The following is a 20,681-nucleotide window of genomic DNA, read 5'->3' as shown; positions in this document are numbered from 1 at the left end:
CAGCTGTGACGATGCTCTGCTCAATACTCTGCTCAGTGGCCTTCCCAATGGCCATTGCCGTTGTCAGCGCCCGCTCCTCACAGTTCGATGTCGGCCGGGGCGAGTCGGCCGGAGACCAGGTCATCGGCGATCTCGTCCACCATGCGGCCGACCGCGAACGCGTGGGCACGGAGCTTCGCGAGCGCCTGCTCCGCTGGAACACCCAATCCGGAGATCAGCATCCCGGTCGCCTGGTGGACCTGGGCGCGTTCCCGAGTCAGGGACACGACCCACTCCCCGTTGAGTGAGTCCACCCTCAGGGCCAGCAGTGCCAGCGTGGCGATGTCGACGACGCGCAACGCAGTGGTCACCTCCTCGGCGGACAGCCATCCCGGCTCGCTGCGGTACAGGTCCAACCCCCCGATACCGATCGCTCCGCGCTGCAGGGGAAAGGCGAAGACCGCTCCGACCGGATACGCGCCGATCTCGCTGGCGAACACCGGCCAGCGCGCCCCCCGATCAGCGGCGAGGTCGGAGACCAGGACCGGCCTGCGCGCCTCGTAGGCCTCGAAGGACGGCCCCTCACCCAGGCTGCACTGCAACCGCTGGATCCGGTCGCTCACCCCGTCACTCGCGTACAGCGTCTCCCGCGTTCGGGCTCCGCCCACCAGCGAGACCGAGACACCGTCGACCGGGAGCAGGCGTGTGGACACCTCTCCGACCAGCGTCAGCACGTCCGTTCCACCGAAACCGTCGTCGAGTGCCGCGGCGACGGTGGACCATACCCGTTGGAGTGACTCCTCCGGGCTCTCGGGAACGCTCACTGGCTGGGCACCGCTTTCCCTTCTGGTCGGCGGGAACGGCCCGCGACCGACATTGGTGGTGCCCGGGGAACGACCGGTAAGGGTAGAACCAGGCGCCGAGAGCCGTTTCCACCAACTCTGTCACAGAAGTCGCCAGAGCGGATCCCGTTGCGCGAACGCCCCCATACGTGCTAGGAGTGAAGTAGCTTTTTTCGCGTCCCACGCGCATCACGGTGCCAGGGCACGAATTCAAGGTGTACTGCCCCAGAAGACCGGCGGTCGACAGACACGTGTCCGACGACTGAAGGGGCTACACCCGTGACGGCTTCCATACACTCCAGCCCGCCCGCGGGCGTCGACGATCTGTTGACACGCACGGGTTCCGGTGATGAGCGGGCATTCGCTGCTCTCTACGACCACGGCGCGGCCACGATCCACGGCCTCGTCCTGCGCGCCCTGCGCGATCCCGCGGTGTCCAACGAGGTCGCCCGGGCGGTATGGGTCCGGGTATGGTGCTCGGCCGGCCGGTACACACCCGACCAGGGTTCGGCGATCGCCTGGGTGATGTCGTTGGCGCACCGCACGATCGTCGAGCGTATCCGCTCCGCCCCGCGCGACACCACGCCAACCCGCATCGGATCGTCCCGCACCGGACACGTCAGCTCCGAACCGGGCTCGGTGTCCTACCTCTCGATGGCCGCGCGGCGCCGAGCCGTCCTCCTGGCCTACTACCAGGGGCGCACCACCGAGCAGATCAGCACCACCCTCGGGGTACCGCACGACACCGTCGCGACCATGGTCCACTCCGGGCTGTTGCACCTGCGTGCGCACCTGCGCATGGCGGACAACACCGCCGTGGACGTGGACAGCCTCAACACCGCCGTCGACGCGGAACGGTGGTGAGCGCGCCCGATGAGCATTGATGCGACATGGGCCGCACCCGCCTTCGTAGACGTCGAGCGCAGTGTGGAACTCAGCTATGCCAAGCACGCCCGTGACGTGCTCTTCCGCCCCTGGCGGGAAAAGGCCGAGGGGGAGGCCCGGGACTCGGCATCCGATACCGGCCACGCCCTGTTCGGTGGCGAGGCCGACCACCGGGCGCTGGTAACGGCGACGCGTCGGCTGCCTCCGGAGGAGCGCCGCGTCGTGCGCATGCGGCTGTCCATGCATGAGTCCACCGACACCATCGCCGCCGCTCTGAATCTGTCCCCATCCCACGTCGCGCGGCTGCTGGCTCAGGGCCTGTCCCGGATCCGCGACGAGCTCCTGACCTGACCGGACCACCGTGTTCCGCTCGCGTGGGTGTCCCGCCCCGACATCCTGGCCGTGGCACCCCTCTCATCCGATGGCCGCGGGTTCGAACCCTGTCGGGTGTGCCACAAAACGCCGGGGCAGAATGGGTGTGCGAAACGCGTGGCCCGTCTGGGCCCTGGCTCTGCGTGTGCTCCCCAGCGCGAGGCCCAGCACAGGTGGGCACCCACCTCGCGGAGCATTTTCCCCGCCGTGACCGTATGGGCATCCGGGCCAGGACGCCCGTGTCCGCCCGCCAGCGCCCTACAACCGCCACGCCACGGGCGATCCCGGGCCTGTGCACACGCTGCCCGAACAGGCACGACAGCCGCCCACATGTCCCGGCAACAGCAGTAACACCCGGCGAAAAGTGATGTGCGGCGGACACCACAGGAGAATGCCGACATGATCCATACCACCGACTGGGATTCCCTTCCCGGGCCTGCGGCCCTGCCGCAGCCCGCGACGGCCTCCTCAGCCTCGCCCATGCCCGCGGAAACACGGACGCCGAGTCGGCGGCCTCCCTCCTGGCGGGAGGAGGGATCGTCCATGACCACAGCGGCACGGTCCTGCCTACCGCGGTCCAGGCGGCCCCGATCCTGCTCCGGATCGCGGACGAGGGCTGTGACACGGTGCGGGCGGCGGCACTGGACCTCGTCGAGGATGCATTGCGCTTCCGCCCCTGGCCGGGGTTCGTCCGCACCGAGATCAGGTCCGTCTGTGCTGCGCGATCGCCGATCACGTCCACGCCCGCGGTCCCGCCCTGACCGAGCCCGCTGGTCGAAGCCGTGCCCTGCTCAGGACGGCACGGATCCGGTGCTTGGTGGCCAGCGACACCACCCGTTTCCCGCGTACCGAGTCCCGCACCCTCATCTCATCGGACTCGCGGCATTCGAGGATGTGCGCGTTGTGTTCTTCGATCCGTGCGAATATTTCCTCCACCTGCCAGGAGGTGAGCTTGTCCACTCTTGTGCGTTCCAGGTGGGGGTCGAGGTAGTTGCGAATGTGGCCGGCGTAGGACAGGCGGGTCTTCTGGGCCAGGTCAGGTTTGCCCGCCAACCATTCGTCCAACCACTGTGCGACGGTGGGTACCTTCTCCCGGGTGCGCACCCCGGTGTCGATGCGGCGCTTGACCTCCTCGATCTCGGGAAGGCGGTGGCGGCCCCGCAGGGCGGCCTGGACCAGGTCCGCGACCTGAACCTCGGCCTCGTCCTCACCCTCGGCCAGGTGGATCAACGCCTTGAGGCGCTCCAGGGCCCACTGTGCCTCCTCCTGAGAACACAACCCGGTGCGCCTGGCCTGGCAGCGCCTGCCCTCGGCGGTGCGGGGCAACTCCAGTTGGAAGCCCCACTCCCCGTGCCGGGGATTCCACCCGCCCTCACGCCTCAGCTTCGGGCACTGCGCTCCCAAGAGCTTGCCGGTCACCTGGTCGCGACACCCGCAGCGTTTGAACACCGACCCGTCATGAGAAGCCATCTACTTCTCACCTTTCCTGTGGTCACCGCGCGCACCACACCCACACCCATCCCGTGGTGGGAAGGCCAGGTGGTCCAAGCCGAGGTGGACCAATACTCCGGCGGTGGGCACCACCCACACTTTGCCCGACCGATGCGCGGGCACCGGAAAGGCACCCTCACGGAGCAACCGGTAGGCGGTGGTACGGCCCAGACCGAGCATCCGCCCGGCCGTCACCGGATCCAGCACCACCGGCAAAGAGCTGACCTCGTCCAGCCTCACCGGAGAACCCAGAACCATCTCCCCCGCCTCCTCACTACCTGTGACCTGTACGGATGCAGTGCACGGCCCCGCCTGGTGCGGGGCACCACGCATCCACGCTCGACCTCGACGAGAAGTGCAAGCGGATTCCATCCCTCCCCCACCGGATTTAGGTCGTGGAGGAGTTGTTTGATGCCCAGGCCGCACCGGGCCTCACTTCAGACGGCCAGGATGGGTTCGATGAGAGCCCAGCGCTTTCCGGATAGGCAGGGACACCGAGAGGCCATACCTGCTGGACCAACAGGGATCCACCGACCGTGGAACGGTTCTCAGTGACCCGGATTCTCCGCACGGACAACTCGCGACCACCGCAAACCAGAAACCAGGAGTTTTATTCACCCTTTTTCCATGAATGGACAGAAAAAACCATAAATATGAGAGACGCCAAAACAATCGGAAAGGTTGGCCATACACCAGGCCACAGCGGGAGAGAAGTCACCCAGAGGATACCAACAAATACACATACCCCCCACCCAAAGAAGATGAAAACCCGAGAAAAATTAACATCCCTTCCATTCTTTTTCTCAGTACGGCGCAGTCCAAAAAAAGTGATTGAACAAAGGACGACGGCAAGAATATAAGGAATAACCACAGCCATCGACCCCCAGCCGTTGTCCACCAGACTCACCGCAAGGAACCCCGACACAGCAGCTTGGACAGCCAAGGTCGACCAACGAGCCGACTTTATAAACAATCCCACCCCAAAGCCAAATCGACACAACCGAAGGCGATATTACCAGAAAAGAACCGGATTCAAGAAGGACAACCCAGGAGAAAAGCAGACCGTGAGCCTTTTTCATCCTGAAGGGGCAGGCCACAGCCCCGTACCGGTCTCCCAGAACTCCTCCCGAACAGCAAGAAGCCCCTGGTAAGTGGGTTAACAACCACGAAAACCCGCCACACCAAGGGACCTGCATGCTGTTCTACCGTGCCGCCCTGCCGTTGTCACGCCGCACCCTGAACCTGACCGCCCGCACTATCGGCGCCCACCGCAAGAAAACCGGTTCCCGGTGGCGCCGCCTGGACCCGGCAACCCAGGCCCCGCTGGTGCCGATCCACCTGTACAAGGGCGAACCGTTGACCCACCTCGCGGTCGGCTTCGAGGTCAGCACCGCCACCGCCTGGCGCTACGTGCGCGAGACCACCGTCCTCCTGGCCGAGCAGGCGCCAACCCTCGAATAGGAACTGCGCCGCGCCCGCCGCAAAGGCTGGGGATACGTGATCACCGACGCCACCCCATCGCCTGCGATCGCCTCACCGCTGACCGCCCCTCCTACCCCGGCAAGCACAAACGCCACGGCATGAACATCCAGGTGGTGTCCGCCGCACCCTTGTGGACCTCCTGGTCGCTGCCCGGCGCGGTGCACGACACCAAGGCAGCCCGGATCTGGAAGATCGCCGAGCGCATCAAGGCCGCAGGGCTCCTCGGGCTGGACGACAAGGGCTACATCGGCCTGGCCGACGTGATGTTCTGCCCGTTCAAAGGCCACGGCAAGCCGCACTGGAAGAAGGACGCCAACTCCGCCCACGCCAAGCTCCATTCACCCGGCGAACGCGCGATCGCCCAGCTCAAGCAGTGGGACATCCTGCGCCGCCTACGCTGCTGCCTCAACCGGGCCGGAGAGATCACCCGCGCTGTGCTGGTTCCTCAACTCCGAGAAGCAAGATGAAAAGCACTCACTGCACCGCGACCACGCCGAGGAGCAGGTACGCACAAACAAGGCCATGGGGCTGGCAACATCTCTTCCCGGCCCTATGGAATACAACGCATCCTGCGGCACCACGCGATGGCCCGCCCTCCACCGACGGAGAAAATTACAGACAAACTGCCGGACAGATCAGTGGACGAACCCCACTGGCGAACCAAAGTCAAACACGCTCCAAGGCTATCAAGACCGCCCTCACGGAGTACCAAAGAAAGGAAACTGAGAAGACAACAAGGAAAAGTGTCGTCAGGCTTCTCTGCAATGCATACAACGCAGAACCCTTCCTATCTCTCCCTCCTAGAGCCTTTTCAAAACTTCCATCCATTATTTTGAATATTCTATCGAAGTGCCTGTGATTCACCCACGCCAACCCCAGGAAAGCAAGAGACACAAGGAAGAGCACCACAGCCGCGACCCACATTTGATTCACCACGGGCTTCCCCAGGCGCCAAAAGGAGTTTTGTTGAGCTTCAAAGTTCCACTCTCTCCATCGGAAAGCCTGTCCGGGCGAAATTCGAGAACATTGTAAGCATAAAAATCAACCAAAGAAGATTATCATGCCTTTGGTTGCATAGAATACACAAAGAACGCCAAGAAAGAGAAAAAAGGAAATCGAAGCATACTTATTAAAAAGGTAGACATTGCCTTCCCTGTAATTTTCGACACCGAAGGCCCGGGGGACGCTCCTGAGAAGGATATCTTGAATCCTATCGTGCTTTCGATAAAAAACCCACGCCATCAAAAACATTACAAGAGCAGCGATGTAGCCAGCGACACTTGCATACAGGTATTCCCAGACCATGTCCACACCTTCAATCAGAACGGGGATTCAACGGGATTGAACGCATCAGGAAAATTGAATGTGAGCGTTGGCTCCCCTCTTCTTGCGATGTTCGCGGGCCTGATGTCCATGACATTGTAATTCGCTCCGACCTGAAATCCCATACCAGCATTTCCAGTGACACTTGCTCCAGAGATGTCAGCGCCTCCGCCATCGCGTTCAGTCATAGCTCCGCCCACGCATCCTCCGAACGTAATGGTAAGACAGACAGTTGGAGATATCGCTATAGTTTCATCCGGCCCCAAGGTACTGGCGCCACCAAAGTGACCCCATCCTCCAAAACCAAGCGCTCCCCCTTGCAACGAAATGACTCCTCCCTGATATTGGACGCCACCACATGCTGCCACGCAACCTGAGGCACCAAAAACAGCATGATCATGGATGTCGTTTGTCGCTACCCAGAGGGCCTCCTGCAGGTCTTTCTCCGCTTGACTCTGAGTATATTCCTCCGGCTTAACCACCCGCTTTGTCTCGCCCCAACCGCCACTCATGGTATAGCGCTGCACCTGATACCCATTACCTCCCCCATACCAATAATGAGAAGAGCTAACAACTTCCCATTTGCTACTCTTGCTGTAATGGTAGCGTGTGACGCTGTTTGTTTTCGCGTCTTTGTCACTGGACACCACAGTCGCCCCGCCGCCGATCGTCAGGCAGAGCCCGTCCGACGGAGTGCACGCCGACAGCCCTGTTCCGTCCCAGTAGGTGGCTGGGCTGTTGTTGGCGTAGGCGTACCTGTTCATCGACTGCGCGTCGGTCAGGTCCATCAACGGATCCACCGACACGAACCGGCCCAGCGCAGTGTCGTAGGCACGTGCCCCCAACTGGGTCAGCCCCGTGGTCGCATCGATCGTGCCGTCCACGAACCCGCGCTCACCGGGCCACTCGCCGGTGTTCCCGCGGTTCTGACCGAAGACGGTCATCCGCCGCTGGGCCACCTCGCCCCAGACCGCGTCCACCGTCATCTGCCCCGTGCCGTGGTGGTCGGAGAAGACCCAGTGCAGACTGCCGTCGTCCTCCCGGACCGCGACCGTCTCATCCGCGTGCTCGAAGTAGCGCGTGGCCTCCTCGGTGCCCGCCGCCGGGTCCCAGGTCACCTCCATGCCCGGAAGGTACAGGGTGGTGGCCCCGTTGGCCCGGCGCAGCAGACGCTCTCCGTCAGCGTCGTAGACGTACTCGGTCTTCTCCAGCCCGTCGGTGACCTGGACCAACTCGCCCTCCGACCCCCACTGAAGAACCTGGTCGCGCTCACCGGTGGTGCGGCTGACCATGTTGCCGGCCGCGTCGTAGTCATAGGAGTGCTCACTGGTGCCGCCGACGCCCTGTTCCTCCACGGCGGCGACCGCGTGGGCCGGGCCCTGTCCCTCCTCTGGGGTGGAGTAGGAGCGCACCGTCTGTCCGCCACCCGGTGCGTGTTGGATCTCCTCGATCCGGTTGCCGGTCTCGTCATAGGTGTAGGAGTGCCAGTACGGGGCCGCCCCACCCAGGTCCTCGGCAGCGGGTTCGGCCGTGCAGGCAGCCTCGCCGGTAGCCCCGGGTGTCCATACCTGGGTCAGGCGGCGCAGGTGGTCATAGTCGAAGCACTGGACGTCACTGGCCCGCTGGGACTCGGTGGGCTCGTCGTTGATCCGCAGCAGGTTGCCGGTGTTGTCGTAGGCGTAGTCCTTCGTGGACAGCGACCCCTCGCCGCTCTCGTGTACGACGCTGGCCATGTCCAGGCGGTTGGTCTTCTCGTCGAAGTCGCACGTGGGCGTAGGTGGCCTGGTTCCTGTCCAGCGTGGGGGTGGGAAGCTCGCCCTCCCAGTCCAGTTCCACGCTGTTGCTGCCCAGCCCGAGGGAGACCATCGAGGCGTCGCCGCCGCCGGAGAAGGCCAGGTCGACCCCCACGGCCCGGGGCCGGACGAGCCCGTCGTCGGTGGGGATCAGGGCGGTGTCCACATCCGCCCATCCGCCCGCCGAGCGCACCCGGGCCGGGATCGCGGAGATCTCCGCGGTCAGCGTGCCGTCGGGATTGGCGAAGTGCTAGGTCTTCTCATCCGTCAACGGCGGGATCTCGACCCGCTCACCGGACTCGGCGGCCAGCGCCAGCGCGTCTTGCTCCTCGCTCTGGGGGTCCTCACTGGTGCTCTGGGGTGGATCCTCCCCGTCCGCCGCAGCGGGGGGTGCGGTCAGGAGTGACAGGGCCAGTGCGGCAGCGGTGGTCACAGCCGCCACCCGGGGCAGAGGGGAACGCATGGGGGATGCCTGTCCTGTTGTTGTGATGGAACGCCGCCCCCGAAGGGACTTAGTCACAGCTACTTAAAACCGGACATGAAGCTACTAGCCACCCTTCTCTACATACAAGCCGCGAAGATGATCTCTTGCCCAGAACGGCAAATCTGAATCTTGGCTACATGTGGTGGCCTGGGAACAAACCTCGGTGGCCGAGTCCGGACACACTGACCGTGGTTCACAGCAGCGACACCTCACACGGGATGGCAAGGAGGAAGACCTAGCCGATCCCCGTAACTTCAGCAAGACGAACAGGCATGCGAACACATGCGCCCCGCCAGGAGACAAACGGACCTCACGCAAGCCGGACAGAAGCACTCCGAGGTTCACAAAGGTGCCATCGGACGCCACCAAGGGCCGGCGTGTGCTCCGTTTATGCTCCGCAGTTCCGGACTGACACGACACCAGGCGGCATCCCACGGCTCCAGGCGGCACGGCGGATCGGATGGGGTGACATGAAACGGTATATAGCGACACGCCACGGCACGCAACCACCGCTTCTAATCCGACGGTCGCAGGTTCGAATCCTGCCGGGTGCGCCACAAAACCCCAGGTCAGACGAGTCACACCAGCCTCACCCCAATCGTGCTCCCGCACTGATGGGGCCAGGGTGGGGCCGAGGTGGGACCAGACTCGTCCTCACCCCGCGCGCCCTCCCCCGCCGATGAGCCCTGCCCGCATCACGCAGCACCAACCACGCCGTGCGCTCCGCTGCCTCCCGCGCGACCTGCGGTAGCACGCTGGAACAGGTGTCCGCCGTCAGCACGATGCTCGCGTACCCCAGCATCGCCTGGCACCACCTTCAGCTCCACACCCGCCGCCAACACCAACGTCGCCGCCCCGTGCCGCAGATCGTGCAACCGCACCGGCGGCAACCCACTCGCGGTATTCAACTTCCGAAACAAGCGCGACAACCGCTCCGGGGCCAAAGCGCCGCCATCCACCGCCGTGAACACGTAACCGCCCCGATCCCACACCCGACCGTGATCCTCAGCCTCCTTCTGCTGACGCCACCGGTGGCGGCGCAACACACCCACCGTGGCGCGGTCCACCATCAACGTGCGCCGGCTCGCCGCGCTCTTGGGCGCCGACTCCACCAACCCACGGCCGCGGTGGGCCTGGAGTTGGCGCACCACCCACACCGTCCCACGCTCAAGGTCGACGTCGGCCCACCGCAGGCCCACGGCCTCGCCCCGGCGCAGCCCCGTCATCACCACCAGATGGAACAGCGCGTACAACCGGTCCTCGCACACGTGGTCCAGGAAAGCGCGGGTCTGCTCCACTGTCCAGACCGCTGCTGCCGGCCGCACCCCACCGCTACGCCAGTCCGCGACGGTCTGCTCGGTCCACACCATGGGCCGCGCACTCTGGCCGCCCTCCAGCCGCAACCCGTTGGCCGGGTTGGAGGGCAGCAACCGCTCGCGCACGGCGGTATTCAACGCGGCCCGCACCCGCTGCACCGTCGCCGCAGCCACCGGCCTGCCCCGGGGCGTGATGTGCCCGAAGAGGCCCTCGAAGGCCCGCTGCACCCGAGCGGGCGTCAACTCCTCCAGGACCGCTTCGCCCAGATGCGGGGTGAGGAAGCGGTCGATGTGCTCCTGGTAACTGACCCGAGTGCGCGCCCGCAACCGGGGCCGCCCGTCCAGCCAGTGCTGCAACCAGGCCGCCACCGTCCACACCACCGGTTCTGTGGTCCCCGGTTCGTCGCCCCGAGCCCTGCGCAACGCCGCACGCGCGGCCTCACGGGAAGCGAACCCGCCCCGCCGCACTCGACACCGACCACCCGGGGCCTGGTCCCACTCGAGCGAGAAATACCAGCTCCCATGCCCACGCGAGCGCAACCGCGGACAACCACTCCCGAGCCTCCTCGAAGTACCGACCACCCGACACCCGCACCGCTTGAACACCGAACCAGACCCAAACATCCCCACCACCTCCAACCCCAGTCTCACCCCGAGGGCCAGAGAAGATGAGTGATGGGAGGCGATCCCCGCACACGTCAGAGCCTCCATCACACTCGGCACGAAACTACAGGTCAGATGCCTGATCCCGGAGTTACACCGCTCCAAGGGGGTGGCCGGCGTTCGGGGTATCACACGCAGACGGCCCTGGACCTCGACCCGCCCAGCGCCCCGAGGTGCGGAGCGACGCACGGCCGAGCCGCGCGCTCAGGCGGTCGGGTCCGATCCCGTGGATCGGGGACGAAGGGCGTCCCGGCCCAACCCCAGTTCGGCTTCCGCGAGTGTGCGGACCATCGCGGTCAAAGGTGCCGAACGCTGTGGTGCGCTCGTGTTGATGTAGGAGTTGGCCCCGTCGATGGCGGCCATGACCCGCACGGCCGCGCCCCACGGGTCCTCGCAGCGGAAGGTCCCCTGCTCCACTCCGAGGGCGATGACCTGCTCCACCCGTCGGCACCAGAGCAGTTCTTGACTCACGACCCTCTCGCGCAGGGCGGGCCGGTAGCGCGCGAGGTGTCGGGCGTTGAGCCAGAGCCTGCTGACATCATCGAACACGGGGCCCGACATCCTGCCCAGGAAGTCCCGCAGGGTCGGCATCGCTTCCTCCGGGACGGGTTCCGCGGCCGTCTCCGGGAGCAGGACGTCCAGTTCCCCCAGCGCGGCGCTGGTGAAGGCCTCGGCGACGAGTTCCTCGACCACGGGAAAGTAGTGCCCGACCAGGCCGGGGCGCACTCCGAGGCCGTCCGCCACCCGACGCAGGGTGATGCGTTCCAGGCCCTCGGTGAGTCCGGTTCGGGCCGCAGCCGCCACAATCTCGACGCGGCGCTCCCCGGGGGCTTTACGAACTCGTTTCCTACCATCGCTTGACGTCATGTCACAGATGCTATTGGCTAAGCACCCAGTAGCTTATTGGTTTCGCGAACAATAAGAGCCGCCCGTAAGGTGACCTGCTCGAACCTGCTCCGGCGGCCGTACCGCCGACAGAACCAGACCATGCCCCACCCCGGCCCACCGCGCCCCTCGCCGAGGGCGGGCACCGCCCCTCTTCCCTGGCGCCACCGGCCCTCGGGAGCCGTCGCGCATCTCTCACAGGAGACGAACGTGGACAACACACGCACCGATGCCGGTGACTTGGCCGAATACGGCTACCAACAGGAACTCCAACGCAGCTTGTCCGTATGGGCCGTGTTCGCCATCGGGTTCGCTACCATCTCGCCCGTCGTGGGCATCTACGCCGTGGTCCAGCTCGGATTCGTCTTCGCCGGCCCCGCCTGGATCTGGGCGGTCTTCATCGCTTTCCTCGGGCAGCTGCTCGTCGCAGTCGTCTACGTCGAGCTGTCCTCCCAGTTCCCCGTCACCGGCGGCGTCTACCAGTGGGTGCGCCGCCTGGCCGGTCCGCGCCCGGGTTGGCTTGTCGGGTGGATCTACCTCGCCTCGGCGATCGCCTCGCTGACCACCGTGGCCTACCTGGGGGCGACGTGGCTGCACATGCTCTTCAGTGCCGGGCCGTTGGAACCCCTCCACCACGTGCTGTTGGGCGTGGTCTTCATCGCGGTGGCCCTGGGAATCAACCTCATGGGCGTCAATCCGGTCAAGCACTTCCTCAACGCGGGCATCATTGCCGAGGGTGTCGCCTCCATTGCGGTGAGCGTGTTCCTGCTCGTCTTCGCGCACAACAACGGGTTCGGTCTCCTCTTCGAGACCCTGGGGGCCCAGTCCGCCTCCGACGGGTCCGTCTTCGCCGGATTCCTCACCTGCCTGGCCGTGGCCGGTTGGGCATTCCTCGGCTTCGACGCCACCACCCAGGTCGCCGAGGAGACCGAGCAGCCCCGGCGTAACGTCCCCCGGGCCCTCATACGCGCCTACCTGTTCGTTGCCTTCACCGTTCTGCTCACCGGTGTCGCCGTCACGCTGGCTCTGCCGAACCCGGAGGACGCCGTCGCCGGGCGGATCGCAGACCCGGTCTTCACCGCCGTCACCGCGGGTCTGGGCGATTGGAGCGAGAAGCCCTTCATCGCCGTCGTCCTGCTCGCGTTCATCGCCTGCGCCATCTCCATCCAGACCTACATCGGCCGTGCCGTCTACGCGTTCGCCCGCGACCAGCAGCTGCCCTTCTCCGCCACCCTGGCCACCGTCGGCCCGCGCCAGATCCCGTGGGTGTCGCTTCTGGTCACGGCGGTCCTCGCCAGCCTTGGTCTGTTGCTCGGCCTGAACGGCAACGCTGCGGCGACCCTGATCGCCTTCGGGTCCGGCGGGTTCTACTTTGTCTTCCTCTCGGTCGCCGTCGTGGCGCTCGTCGCCCGTCTCACCGGACGCTGGCGCCCTTCCGAGGGGCGGGTGAACCTGGGCCGCGCCGGCCTGGTGATCAACGTTCTGGCCGTGGTCTGGCTGCTCTTCGAGGCGACCAACATCGCCTGGCCGCGGGTCGAGCTCGCGCCGGTCGACGGCAGCTGGGTCCAGGTCTGGGCCGTGGTCCTCGTCTTCTCCGCGCTGCTGGTCATCGGCCTCGTCTACGTGGCGATCGCCAAGCCCCACACCCGGCTCCCCGCGAACCAGGACCAGGACCAGAACCAGGAAGAAAAGATGGAGATGTCCTGATGTCGTCACAAACCTCCCCGGCCGTCGTCGTCGACCCCGACCGGGGGATGCACACCCGTGAGGTCGCCCTCCGGCCCGCTGGCCCCGGCGAAGTGGAGATCGAGGTGCGGGCCGCGGGCGTGTGCCACTCGGACCTGCACGTCCTGAACGGGGACTGGCCCACCGAACGGCCCTTGGTCCTAGGCCATGAGGCAGCGGGCGTGGTCACCGGCACCGGAGCCGGGGTGACCGCACTGGAACCGGGCGACCACGTCGTCCTGTCCTGGTTCGCGCCCTGCCGTCGGTGCCGCAAGTGCGCGGCCGGCAAGGCCTGGCTGTGCACGGGGACCCGTGCCGTCGAGAACACCCTGCCCGACGGGACCACACCCTTCACTGACGTCGACGGTGACCAGGTATGGCCCTACCTGGGTCTGGGCGCGTTCACCGGCCGCCTCACCGTTCCCGAGTCCGCGGCGGTGAAGGTACCTCGGGAGCTTCCCTTCGAGGTGGGCGCCCTGCTGGGCTGTTCCATCACCACCGGGGTCGGCGCGGTCACCAACACCGCCGAGGTACGTCCCGGCGAGTCGGCCGCGGTCATCGGCACCGGCGGGGTCGGCCTGTCCGTGGTCATGGGACTCAGGCTCGTCGGCGCCGACCCCGTCATCGCCGTCGACCTGTCGCCCGAGCGGCGCGAAGCGGCGCTGCGGTTCGGCGCCACCCACGTCCTGGACGGAGCCGCGACCGACGTCGCCGCCTGGTGCCAGAAGGAACTGGGGGGCGTGGACCACGCGTTCGAGGCGATCGGCAGCCCCCGGGTGATCGAGACGCTCCCGGCCATGCTCACCTCGGGCGGCGCCGCCGTCCTCGTCGGGATGACCTCCACCGGGGCGACCGGCGAATTCGACCTCTTCGACCTCGCCGACCAGGGAAAGCGGATCCTCGGCTGCAACTACGGATCCAGCGTCGGCCAGATCGACATCCCGAAGTTGGCGCGTCTGTACCTCGCGGGGCGGCTACCGCTGGACGACCTCATCGGCGCCGTCCGACCCTTGTCCGAGGTCGAGGCCGCGTTCGCCGATCTCAAGGCCGGATCAGGCCTGCGCACGATCTTGCGACCGTGACCTCGTGGTCCCGCCTTACCCGGGGCCGCCTCACCGTCTCGCACACGTCCACCCGCTTGGAGAACCATGTACGCCGTCACCGACCCCGCCACCGATCAGGTCCTTGCCACCCGCTCGACCGCCACGGACGCCGAGATCGAAGCGGCCCTCGCCCGTGCCCACCAGGCCACGGAGTGGGGGCGCACCAGCACCGCGGCCGAGCGCGCCGCGCTGCTGCGCCGCCTGGGCGACCTGCATGCGGAGCACCGCGCCACCCTGGCCGCGGGCATCGTGCGGGAGATGGGCAAACCCCTCGCCGAGGCCGAGGACGAAATCGACTTCTGCGTCGAGATCTACCACTACTACGCCGACCACGCCGAGGAGTTCCTCGCCGACGAGCCGATCGACGTCACCTCCGGACCGGGCGGTGCCGTGCTGCGACGCTCCCCGCTCGGTGTGCTCCTGGGCATCATGCCGTGGAACTTCCCGGCCTACCAGGTCGCCCGGTTCGCCGCACCGAACCTGGCCACGGGAAACACCCTCGTCCTCAAGCACGCCCCACAGTGCCCGGGCAGCGCGGAACTCCTCCAAGAGCTCTTCACCCGAGCGGGTTTTCCCGAGGGGGCGTACGTCAACGTCTACGCGACCAACGAGCAGGTCGGCGCGATGATCGCCGACCCGCGCGTGCAGGGGGTGTCGCTCACCGGCTCCGAGCGGGCCGGTTCCGCCGTCGCCGAGATCGCGGGACGGCACCTGAAGAAGGTCGTGCTCGAACTCGGCGGATCCGACCCATTCATCGTGTTGTCCACCGACGACCTCGACTCGGTCGTCGACGCCGCCGTGGCGTCCCGCCTCGACAACACCGGCCAGGCGTGCAACGCGGCCAAGCGGTTCGTGGTCGTCGCGGACCTGTACGACGCGTTCGTGGAGCGGCTCACCGACCGGCTGCTAGCCGGGTGGTCCGGGTCCCCGCTGGCCTCGGCCACCGCCGCCCAGGCCCTGGGGCGCCAGGTCGACGCCGCTGTCGCCCAGGGGGCGCACCTGGTCAGGGCGGAGGAGCCCCGCGGGGCCCACTATCCGCCAGCCCTTCTCACCGGCCTCACCACCGATCTCCCCGTGGCCCGGCAGGAACTCTTCGGCCCTGTCGCCCAGGTGTTCCCGGCCGCAGACGAGGAGGACGCGGTACGGATCGCCAACGACACCCCGTACGGCCTGGGGTCGTACGTGTTCACCACCGCCCCCGAGCAGGCGCGGCGCGTCGCCGACCGCCTCGACACCGGGATGGTCTTCATTAACGGTGTCGGTGCCGAGGGCGCCGAACTGCCCTTCGGCGGTGTCAAGCGTTCGGGTTTCGGCCGCGAGCTGGGTCGTCCCGGCATGGAGGAGTTCGTCAACAAGAAGCTCATCCGCACGATCGCCTAGTGCGGTGCCTGAAATGGTCCACCGGGTTGGGGATCATGCCACGGTGGCCAGTGGGCGCCCTCCCCAGCTCAGGCCTTTCTCGCCGCGCGCTCGGGCACGCTCGCGACGTTGGGCCGTAAGCAAGACTGGGTCCCGGGCGTTGGCATTGCGCTATCTCAGATAGGCGTGTAGCGCCCTGGTCTGCACCGTGTGGTTGGGGTGGTGGGAGTTGGCGATGGTGAACTGGCGCAGTGGCCCGAAGTGCGCCTCGATCGGGTTGGCCCAGGCGGCGTAGGTGGGGGTGAAGCACAACTCGACCTTGTTGCGCCTGGCCCAGGCCCGTATCGTCGGCCCCTTTGTGCGCGTACAGGTTGTCCATGATCACGTAGATGGGGTCGCCGTCCGGGCGCCTGACCCGGATCGATTTGAGCGCCTTGAGCATGTTCGCGCCGCCTTTGCACTGGTGGTTGACGCCCCACAGGATGTCATCACCCACCGAGTAGCAGCCGTGGCAGTAGATGATGGGAGTGGGTGCGCCGGTAAGTGGCCGGGATCCGGTCCGGGCGGTTTCGCGGAGCCCAACCTGCGCCGTGGGCAGGGCGGATACCGAGCGGTCCGAACTCGTCGAAAGCGAAGGTCCGGTCGGGGAAGTGGGTGATGACGTGCTCGATCCGGTCCAGTTTGGCATCCGCTTCGGGGTCGGGTGAGTCCCTCCAGGTCCGGGTGCGCTGGAAGGTGATGCCGTGGCGATGCAGGATGCGGCGCAGCGTTTCACGGCTGATACGCAGTGATTGGTCCAAGTCCTGGCTCAGGTGGTCGGCGACTTTGCGGATCGACCAGCGGGTGAAGGGTTTGCCGAGCGTGGTGGGGCAGGTGATGGCCGTCTGGGCGACGTGTTCTTCCTGCTCGTTGGTGAGTAGGCGGGGACGGCCTCCCGCCCAGTTAGGGTCCAGGCAGTCCAGGCCGATTCGATTGAAGCAGTGCATCACGTCGCGGACGGTGTCCTCGTCGGCGGCCACCAGGCGGGCGATCGCGGGGGCGGTTTTGCCGCTGGCCGAGGCCAGGATCATCATCGCCCACCGGTAGCGAACGCTGTTGGCGCTGCCCCGGCGGATGATGTGTTGGAGTTTTTGACCCAAGTCCGCGGAGATCCGCGCGTCGGGAACCGATCCCTTGCCGGCCTTGGGCTGGTTGGTGCAGGTGACCGTCTCCAGTGTGGCCTCGCCCGAGGCCTTGGCCAGGATCTCCTCGACCAGGGACAAGCCGAGCCGTTCGAATACCGCCAGTATCGACGAGGTGACCCGGTTCTCGTCCTGACGGTATGTGGAAAACAGCGGTGTGGACGGCACGTGCACGCCCTGCTGGGGGTGTTGGTGTCCGCTCTTCACCACGTGACCGGAGGCAGCCCTTGGTCCACGAGGACCTCGCGAGGTGCCATCGGACGCCATCAGGGGCCGGTGTGTGCTCCGATTATGCTCCGCAGTTCCGTACTGGCACGGCATCGGGCGACACCTCTCGGCACGAAACAACAGCGGCGATCGGATAGATCGGGACGAAGCGGCACCGCGTGGCACGTGGAGACACGAAAGCGCCGCTTCTAATCCGACGATCGCAGGTTCGACTCCTGCCGGATTCGCCGCAAAATTCCAGTTCAGACAGGGCGCACGAGGATCTCCGGGGAGGTCCTCGCGGCGTTTGGGCGTGTTGTTTGCTCCCCGGTACAAGGTCCAGTGGAGGGGACTTCGCGGAGCGTTTTGCCCTCCCGTGACCCTGGGCGCGGGCCCCATGGCCGCCTGCCAGCGCCCCTCCACCCCGCCGCGACGTCACGTAGGGCGACCCCGGACCCAGACACACTCTCTCGCCCCAGCAGCCGCATACGGCCGGTTCAGCCGAAACCCCGGCCCTTGTGGTCTCGCTGCTCTGCACGAAGGTCACAGAGAGCAGGAGAGACGAAGGCCGAGAGGACGGCCGAACGACCGTGCCGCGTCGGCACGGGCCGCCCCCGGACCTGAGTGCGAAGAACAGCAGGGCGAGCAGCGCCCCCGGTACCTGACAGGGCCAGGGCGGGCGGAACGATCGACCATGACAGCCGACACCGGGGTAGCCCCTCCTCCGTCCTGCGCCTGTCCGGCCCTTTCCCACACCCGCTGGCGATGATTTCGTCCAGCCTTCCCGGTCTCTACCTACGAGAAGCCGTCAGCGAAGAGCCGTCATGAAGTCTGTGACGCCCGTCCGGACTGCTTCGGCCCTCACCCGCATCCGCATCCGCATCCGCATCCGCATCCGCAGAACAAGGAAGCAGGAAGACCATGAACAAGGTAGTCATCGATATCTCCATGTCCCTCGACGGATACGTCACCGGGCCGGACGCCAACCCCTCACGGGGTCTTGGGCGGAACGGAGAACCCATCCAGGGCTGGGTCACACCCGCCGAGCACTCCCCCAAGGACGCCGCCATTCTCGAGGAAGGCTTCCATTCCACGGGCGCGGTGATCATGGGCCGCAGGACCTTCGACTTCATCGACGGCTCCCAAGGGTGGGAAGGAGACCGCGGATACGGTTACGAACAGGACCAGTCGCAGGCCCCGCACAACTTCGTCGTCACCCACCGGGCTCCGCAGCGGGCCCGCCACGTGGCTGGCTTCACCTTCGTGACCGGCGGTATCGTCCCCGCAATCTCCCAGGCGGCGAAAGCCGCTGGGAGCAAGGAGATCGTCATCATGGGAGGAGCCGATGTCGCGGGGCAAGCACTCGCCATGGCGGTGGTCGACGAACTCCGCATCCACCTGTCACCCGTTCTCATGGGATCGGGCACACGACTGTTCGACCACGTCACCGAGCGGACTCTGCTCACACAGCAGGACGCCGTCGTCACGCCCCACGCAACACACCTGACATACCGTGTCGACCGCGCTCCGAGCACACGAACCATGACCAGGTAGAAGGCTGAGGACCCGCAGGACAAGGCACCCCGCTTCCAGGGGACCTTTGATCCGATCGGTTGTCCATCCCGGACGCGAGGAAACCCCAGGCCAGTCGGGGTGGACCCGTGCGCTGGCCTGGGGCCGGGAGTGCCGTGTGGCTCCTGGTGTGCTCGCCAGTCCGGCTACGACACCGCTATGCGCGTGCGGGTTTGAGCATCGCGGCGGTGGCCTCGGCCGCTGCCCGCGCGACCTCGGGGAACACCCTCTGGTAGGTGTCCTGGGTGAAGTGCGTGGTCGCGTGCCCGAGTTCGCCGGAGACCACCTTCACGTCCGCTCCCGCGGCGAGCGCGAGCGAGGCGACGCCGTGGCGCAGCCCGTGCAGGTGGATCGGCGGCAACCCCGCCGCCCTGGCGATCCGGTTGAACCACCGCGTCACCTGACCCGGGTGCCGGCCCGTCCCATCGGGCTGGGTGAACACCAATCCCGAATCCGCCCACCCCTGTCCTGCCTGGAGTCGGGTTTCGGTTTGGGCCTTCTTCCAGGAGCGCAGCACCCGCACGGTGTCGGCGTCCAGGGTGACGGTGCGCTGCCCGGCCGCGCTCTTGGGCGTCGTCGTGGCCATCTTCCAGCCCAGGGTCACCACCTGGGTGCGGATATCCACCTGCCCGTCGGTGACCCGGGCCAGGTTGCCCTCGGCGTCCCACTCCAGGTCCTGGTCCCGGGCCGCGATGGTGCTTGATCTTGTTCCACTTCGACGTTCAGGGCGGGAAGTGCAGCACGGTGACATCGAGGCTGGTCTGGCGGGCAAAGCGGTGCAGACCGGCTTTCCAGGCCTGGACCCGGTAGTCGTTGGACCCACCCGCGTCGACGGTGATCAGCAGTCGCTTGGCGTGCGGGTAGCGGGCCCGGCCCTCGGCCTGCCACCAGCGGGTGAGGGTGGCCACGGCAAACTCGGCGGTGTCGGCGTCGCAGCGGACCGAGACCCAGCCGGTGTTGGCGGCCAGGTCGTAGATCCCATAAGGGACGGCCTTGGGTGCGTCCTTGTCGGGGAAGTCGTGGGCGCGGACACCGATCGGTTTCCCGGCGGGCCGCCAGGTGGCCCCGGCGACGGCGTAGTCGCCCAAGACCTCTTTCTTCTTGGCGTCCACGCTCAACACGGGGTCGCCCGCGGCCAGGTAGGAGGCGACGGTGTCGCTGATGCAGCGGAACTGGGCGTCGCAGTCCACATGCTGGGCGCCCTCGGTGGTGCGGTGGGTGCCCTGGAGGCTGAACCCCTCGGCTTTGAGCAGGGACGCGACCGTCTCATGGCTGACCGAGTGCCCGGCGGCGATGAGTTCGACGGCCAGGTTCCGGGTGGATTTGGCCGTCCACCGCAACGGCGTCTCGGGGTCGCCGCACTCGACGGGCTCAACCAGGGCCAGCAGCGCCGGAACCAGGCCTGGGTCGGCTGTTCGCTCTGAGGGGCGGCCCGCTCCGGCCGCTCACACCCGTCCGGCGGGGCCGGTGTCGGCGAACAGCCCCCTGGCCCCGGCGAACACCGTGGACTCCGCCGCGCGGCCAAGGACTACGAGTACCAGAACGCGTCCTCGGAGAACGTCATCTACCTCGCGATGATCCTCATCCTGCTGCACCGCACGGCACAGGCGCCATCCCGACCCTTTTCAGACACCCTCTAGTCCATGTTCTTCGATGTTGAAATATTCCACGAAAGAACGAATGAAAAGTCGAGCCTGATCTGCAACCATGGGGGGGCTCTCCTTGAACTATGTCAGCATACTTACCCAAAGTCGATATGGCATCCCCCCTCCTGCCTTGCAGAGCTTGCCCGACAGCCAATTTCCTCGCCTGAAATTGATCACACCAAGCACGCTCCAAATATTTAACAACATCACCCCTCCCGCTAAATTTATTGAAGAAATAATCTTCCGCAAGAAGCACATCGATGTGCAATGCTCGAACTTTTTCTTGAACATCCTCGCCCCTGAGGATTGACCACTGCCTCACAGAATCCATCGAGCCGCGCATTTCATGCAGAAAACCCGATAGTGACATTCC

General features: G+C 66.2%; 16 protein-coding genes and 4 pseudogenes. 9 read left to right on the top strand and 11 right to left on the bottom strand.

Annotated elements, in window-relative coordinates; all coding sequences use genetic code 11:
* Positions 1-77: 77 nt before the first annotated feature.
* On the bottom strand, positions 78-803 hold the full coding sequence (locus tag AC0T5L_RS22465; protein ID WP_476167443.1) for a GAF and ANTAR domain-containing protein: 726 nt from the start codon (positions 801-803) through the stop codon (positions 78-80).
* 297 nt (positions 804-1,100) lie between these two features.
* Between AC0T5L_RS22465 and AC0T5L_RS22460 the strand changes: the two genes are divergently transcribed.
* Both AC0T5L_RS22460 and AC0T5L_RS22455 read left to right on the top strand, forming a co-directional pair.
* Positions 1,101-1,685 (top strand): sigma factor, encoded by a 585-nt coding sequence (locus tag AC0T5L_RS22460; protein ID WP_476167442.1) that lies wholly within the window; start codon positions 1,101-1,103, stop codon positions 1,683-1,685.
* A gap of 9 nt (positions 1,686-1,694) precedes the next feature.
* Positions 1,695-2,057 (top strand): sigma factor-like helix-turn-helix DNA-binding protein, encoded by a 363-nt coding sequence (locus AC0T5L_RS22455; protein WP_476167441.1) that lies wholly within the window; start codon positions 1,695-1,697, stop codon positions 2,055-2,057.
* 753 nt (positions 2,058-2,810) lie between these two features.
* Here the strand turns inward: AC0T5L_RS22455 and AC0T5L_RS22450 are convergent.
* On the bottom strand, positions 2,811-3,548 hold the full coding sequence (locus tag AC0T5L_RS22450) for a hypothetical protein (protein ID WP_476167440.1): 738 nt from the start codon (positions 3,546-3,548) through the stop codon (positions 2,811-2,813).
* A 1,215-nt stretch (positions 3,549-4,763) separates the two neighbouring features.
* Between AC0T5L_RS22450 and AC0T5L_RS22445 the strand changes: the two are divergent.
* Positions 4,764-5,518 (top strand): annotated as a pseudogene (locus AC0T5L_RS22445) (transposase family protein).
* Between the two features lie 199 nt (positions 5,519-5,717).
* Here the strand turns inward: AC0T5L_RS22445 and AC0T5L_RS22440 are convergent.
* From AC0T5L_RS22440 to AC0T5L_RS22430, 3 genes are all read right to left on the bottom strand, one after another.
* On the bottom strand, positions 5,718-5,987 hold the full coding sequence (locus tag AC0T5L_RS22440; protein ID WP_476167439.1) for a hypothetical protein: 270 nt from the start codon (positions 5,985-5,987) through the stop codon (positions 5,718-5,720).
* Between the two features lie 105 nt (positions 5,988-6,092).
* A complete protein-coding gene (locus AC0T5L_RS22435) occupies positions 6,093-6,356 on the bottom strand; it encodes a hypothetical protein (RefSeq protein ID WP_476167438.1) in 264 nt (87 codons plus the stop codon).
* Positions 6,357-6,370: 14 nt separating this feature from the next.
* Positions 6,371-8,107, bottom strand: coding sequence for an RHS repeat domain-containing protein (locus tag AC0T5L_RS22430; protein WP_476167437.1), 1,737 nt, complete (start codon positions 8,105-8,107; stop codon positions 6,371-6,373).
* Between the two features lie 44 nt (positions 8,108-8,151).
* Here AC0T5L_RS22430 and AC0T5L_RS22425 point away from each other — a divergent pair, with 44 nt between their 5' ends.
* Positions 8,152-8,421: a hypothetical protein gene (locus tag AC0T5L_RS22425; RefSeq protein ID WP_476167436.1), complete on the top strand. Its 270-nt coding sequence runs from the start codon at positions 8,152-8,154 to the stop codon at positions 8,419-8,421.
* On the opposite strand, the gene AC0T5L_RS22420 is transcribed toward AC0T5L_RS22425, so the two are convergent.
* From AC0T5L_RS22420 to AC0T5L_RS22410, 3 genes are all read right to left on the bottom strand, one after another.
* Positions 8,418-8,630 carry a hypothetical protein gene (locus AC0T5L_RS22420; protein WP_476167435.1) on the bottom strand — a complete coding sequence of 71 codons (213 nt, stop codon included), beginning with the start codon at positions 8,628-8,630 and terminating at the stop codon, positions 8,418-8,420. The genes AC0T5L_RS22425 and AC0T5L_RS22420 overlap by 4 nt on opposite strands.
* A 716-nt stretch (positions 8,631-9,346) precedes the next feature.
* On the bottom strand, positions 9,347-10,336 hold the full coding sequence (locus tag AC0T5L_RS22415; RefSeq protein WP_476167434.1) for a tyrosine-type recombinase/integrase: 990 nt from the start codon (positions 10,334-10,336) through the stop codon (positions 9,347-9,349).
* 498 nt (positions 10,337-10,834) lie between these two features.
* The gene (locus AC0T5L_RS22410) at positions 10,835-11,497 is read right to left on the bottom strand and encodes a TetR/AcrR family transcriptional regulator (protein WP_476167433.1); all 663 of its coding nucleotides are present in this window, start codon (positions 11,495-11,497) and stop codon (positions 10,835-10,837) included.
* 228 nt (positions 11,498-11,725) lie between these two features.
* Between AC0T5L_RS22410 and AC0T5L_RS22405 the strand changes: the two genes are divergently transcribed.
* The 3 genes from AC0T5L_RS22405 (at position 11,726) to AC0T5L_RS22395 (ending at position 15,723) form a co-directional block, all read left to right on the top strand.
* Positions 11,726-13,222 carry an APC family permease gene (locus AC0T5L_RS22405; protein WP_476167432.1) on the top strand — a complete coding sequence of 499 codons (1,497 nt, stop codon included), beginning with the start codon at positions 11,726-11,728 and terminating at the stop codon, positions 13,220-13,222.
* Positions 13,222-14,322 (top strand): zinc-binding dehydrogenase, encoded by a 1,101-nt coding sequence (locus AC0T5L_RS22400; protein ID WP_476167431.1) that lies wholly within the window; start codon positions 13,222-13,224, stop codon positions 14,320-14,322. Before AC0T5L_RS22405 ends, AC0T5L_RS22400 begins: the two co-directional genes overlap by 1 nt.
* A 66-nt stretch (positions 14,323-14,388) precedes the next feature.
* A complete protein-coding gene (locus AC0T5L_RS22395) occupies positions 14,389-15,723 on the top strand; it encodes an NAD-dependent succinate-semialdehyde dehydrogenase (RefSeq protein ID WP_476167430.1) in 1,335 nt (444 codons plus the stop codon).
* A gap of 33 nt (positions 15,724-15,756) precedes the next feature.
* Here the strand turns inward: AC0T5L_RS22395 and AC0T5L_RS22390 are convergent.
* Positions 15,757-16,853: pseudogene (locus tag AC0T5L_RS22390) on the bottom strand (IS630 family transposase).
* A 1,158-nt stretch (positions 16,854-18,011) separates the two neighbouring features.
* Between AC0T5L_RS22390 and AC0T5L_RS22385 the strand changes: the two are divergent.
* Complete coding sequence (locus tag AC0T5L_RS22385; RefSeq protein WP_476167429.1) at positions 18,012-18,644, top strand: dihydrofolate reductase family protein; 633 nt, start codon at positions 18,012-18,014, stop codon at positions 18,642-18,644.
* 175 nt (positions 18,645-18,819) lie between these two features.
* Here the strand turns inward: AC0T5L_RS22385 and AC0T5L_RS22380 are convergent.
* Both AC0T5L_RS22380 and AC0T5L_RS22375 read right to left on the bottom strand, forming a co-directional pair.
* Positions 18,820-19,308: pseudogene (locus AC0T5L_RS22380) on the bottom strand (site-specific integrase); the annotation flags it as partial.
* A 79-nt stretch (positions 19,309-19,387) separates the two neighbouring features.
* Positions 19,388-20,200 (bottom strand): annotated as a pseudogene (locus AC0T5L_RS22375) (ISAzo13 family transposase); the annotation flags it as partial.
* 184 nt (positions 20,201-20,384) lie between these two features.
* Between AC0T5L_RS22375 and AC0T5L_RS22370 the strand changes: the two are divergent.
* Positions 20,385-20,618: a hypothetical protein gene (locus tag AC0T5L_RS22370; RefSeq protein WP_476167428.1), complete on the top strand. Its 234-nt coding sequence runs from the start codon at positions 20,385-20,387 to the stop codon at positions 20,616-20,618.
* The last annotated feature ends 63 nt before the right edge of the window (positions 20,619-20,681 follow it).

The sequence above is a fragment of the Nocardiopsis sp. TRM 82005 genome (genome assembly GCF_056312425.1).
The sequence above is the reverse complement of the archived record's forward strand: the minus strand, read 5'-3'. Positions and strand labels throughout refer to the sequence as shown.

Excerpts from the sequence above, each read along its gene's own strand:
- AC0T5L_RS22450 (WP_476167440.1), bottom strand. The coding sequence starts at position 3,548 with ATGGCTTCTCATGACGGGTCGGTGTTCAAACGCTGCGGGTGTCGCGAC.
- AC0T5L_RS22385 (WP_476167429.1), top strand. The coding sequence starts at position 18,012 with ATGAACAAGGTAGTCATCGATATCTCCATGTCCCTCGACGGATACGTC.
- AC0T5L_RS22410 (WP_476167433.1), bottom strand. The coding sequence starts at position 11,497 with ATGACGTCAAGCGATGGTAGGAAACGAGTTCGTAAAGCCCCCGGGGAG.
- AC0T5L_RS22420 (WP_476167435.1), bottom strand. The coding sequence starts at position 8,630 with ATGCGTTCCCCTCTGCCCCGGGTGGCGGCTGTGACCACCGCTGCCGCA.
- AC0T5L_RS22400 (WP_476167431.1), top strand. The coding sequence starts at position 13,222 with ATGTCGTCACAAACCTCCCCGGCCGTCGTCGTCGACCCCGACCGGGGG.
- AC0T5L_RS22435 (WP_476167438.1), bottom strand. The coding sequence starts at position 6,356 with ATGGTCTGGGAATACCTGTATGCAAGTGTCGCTGGCTACATCGCTGCT.
- AC0T5L_RS22430 (WP_476167437.1), bottom strand. The coding sequence starts at position 8,107 with ATGGCCAGCGTCGTACACGAGAGCGGCGAGGGGTCGCTGTCCACGAAG.
- AC0T5L_RS22455 (WP_476167441.1), top strand. The coding sequence starts at position 1,695 with ATGAGCATTGATGCGACATGGGCCGCACCCGCCTTCGTAGACGTCGAG.
- AC0T5L_RS22395 (WP_476167430.1), top strand. The coding sequence starts at position 14,389 with ATGTACGCCGTCACCGACCCCGCCACCGATCAGGTCCTTGCCACCCGC.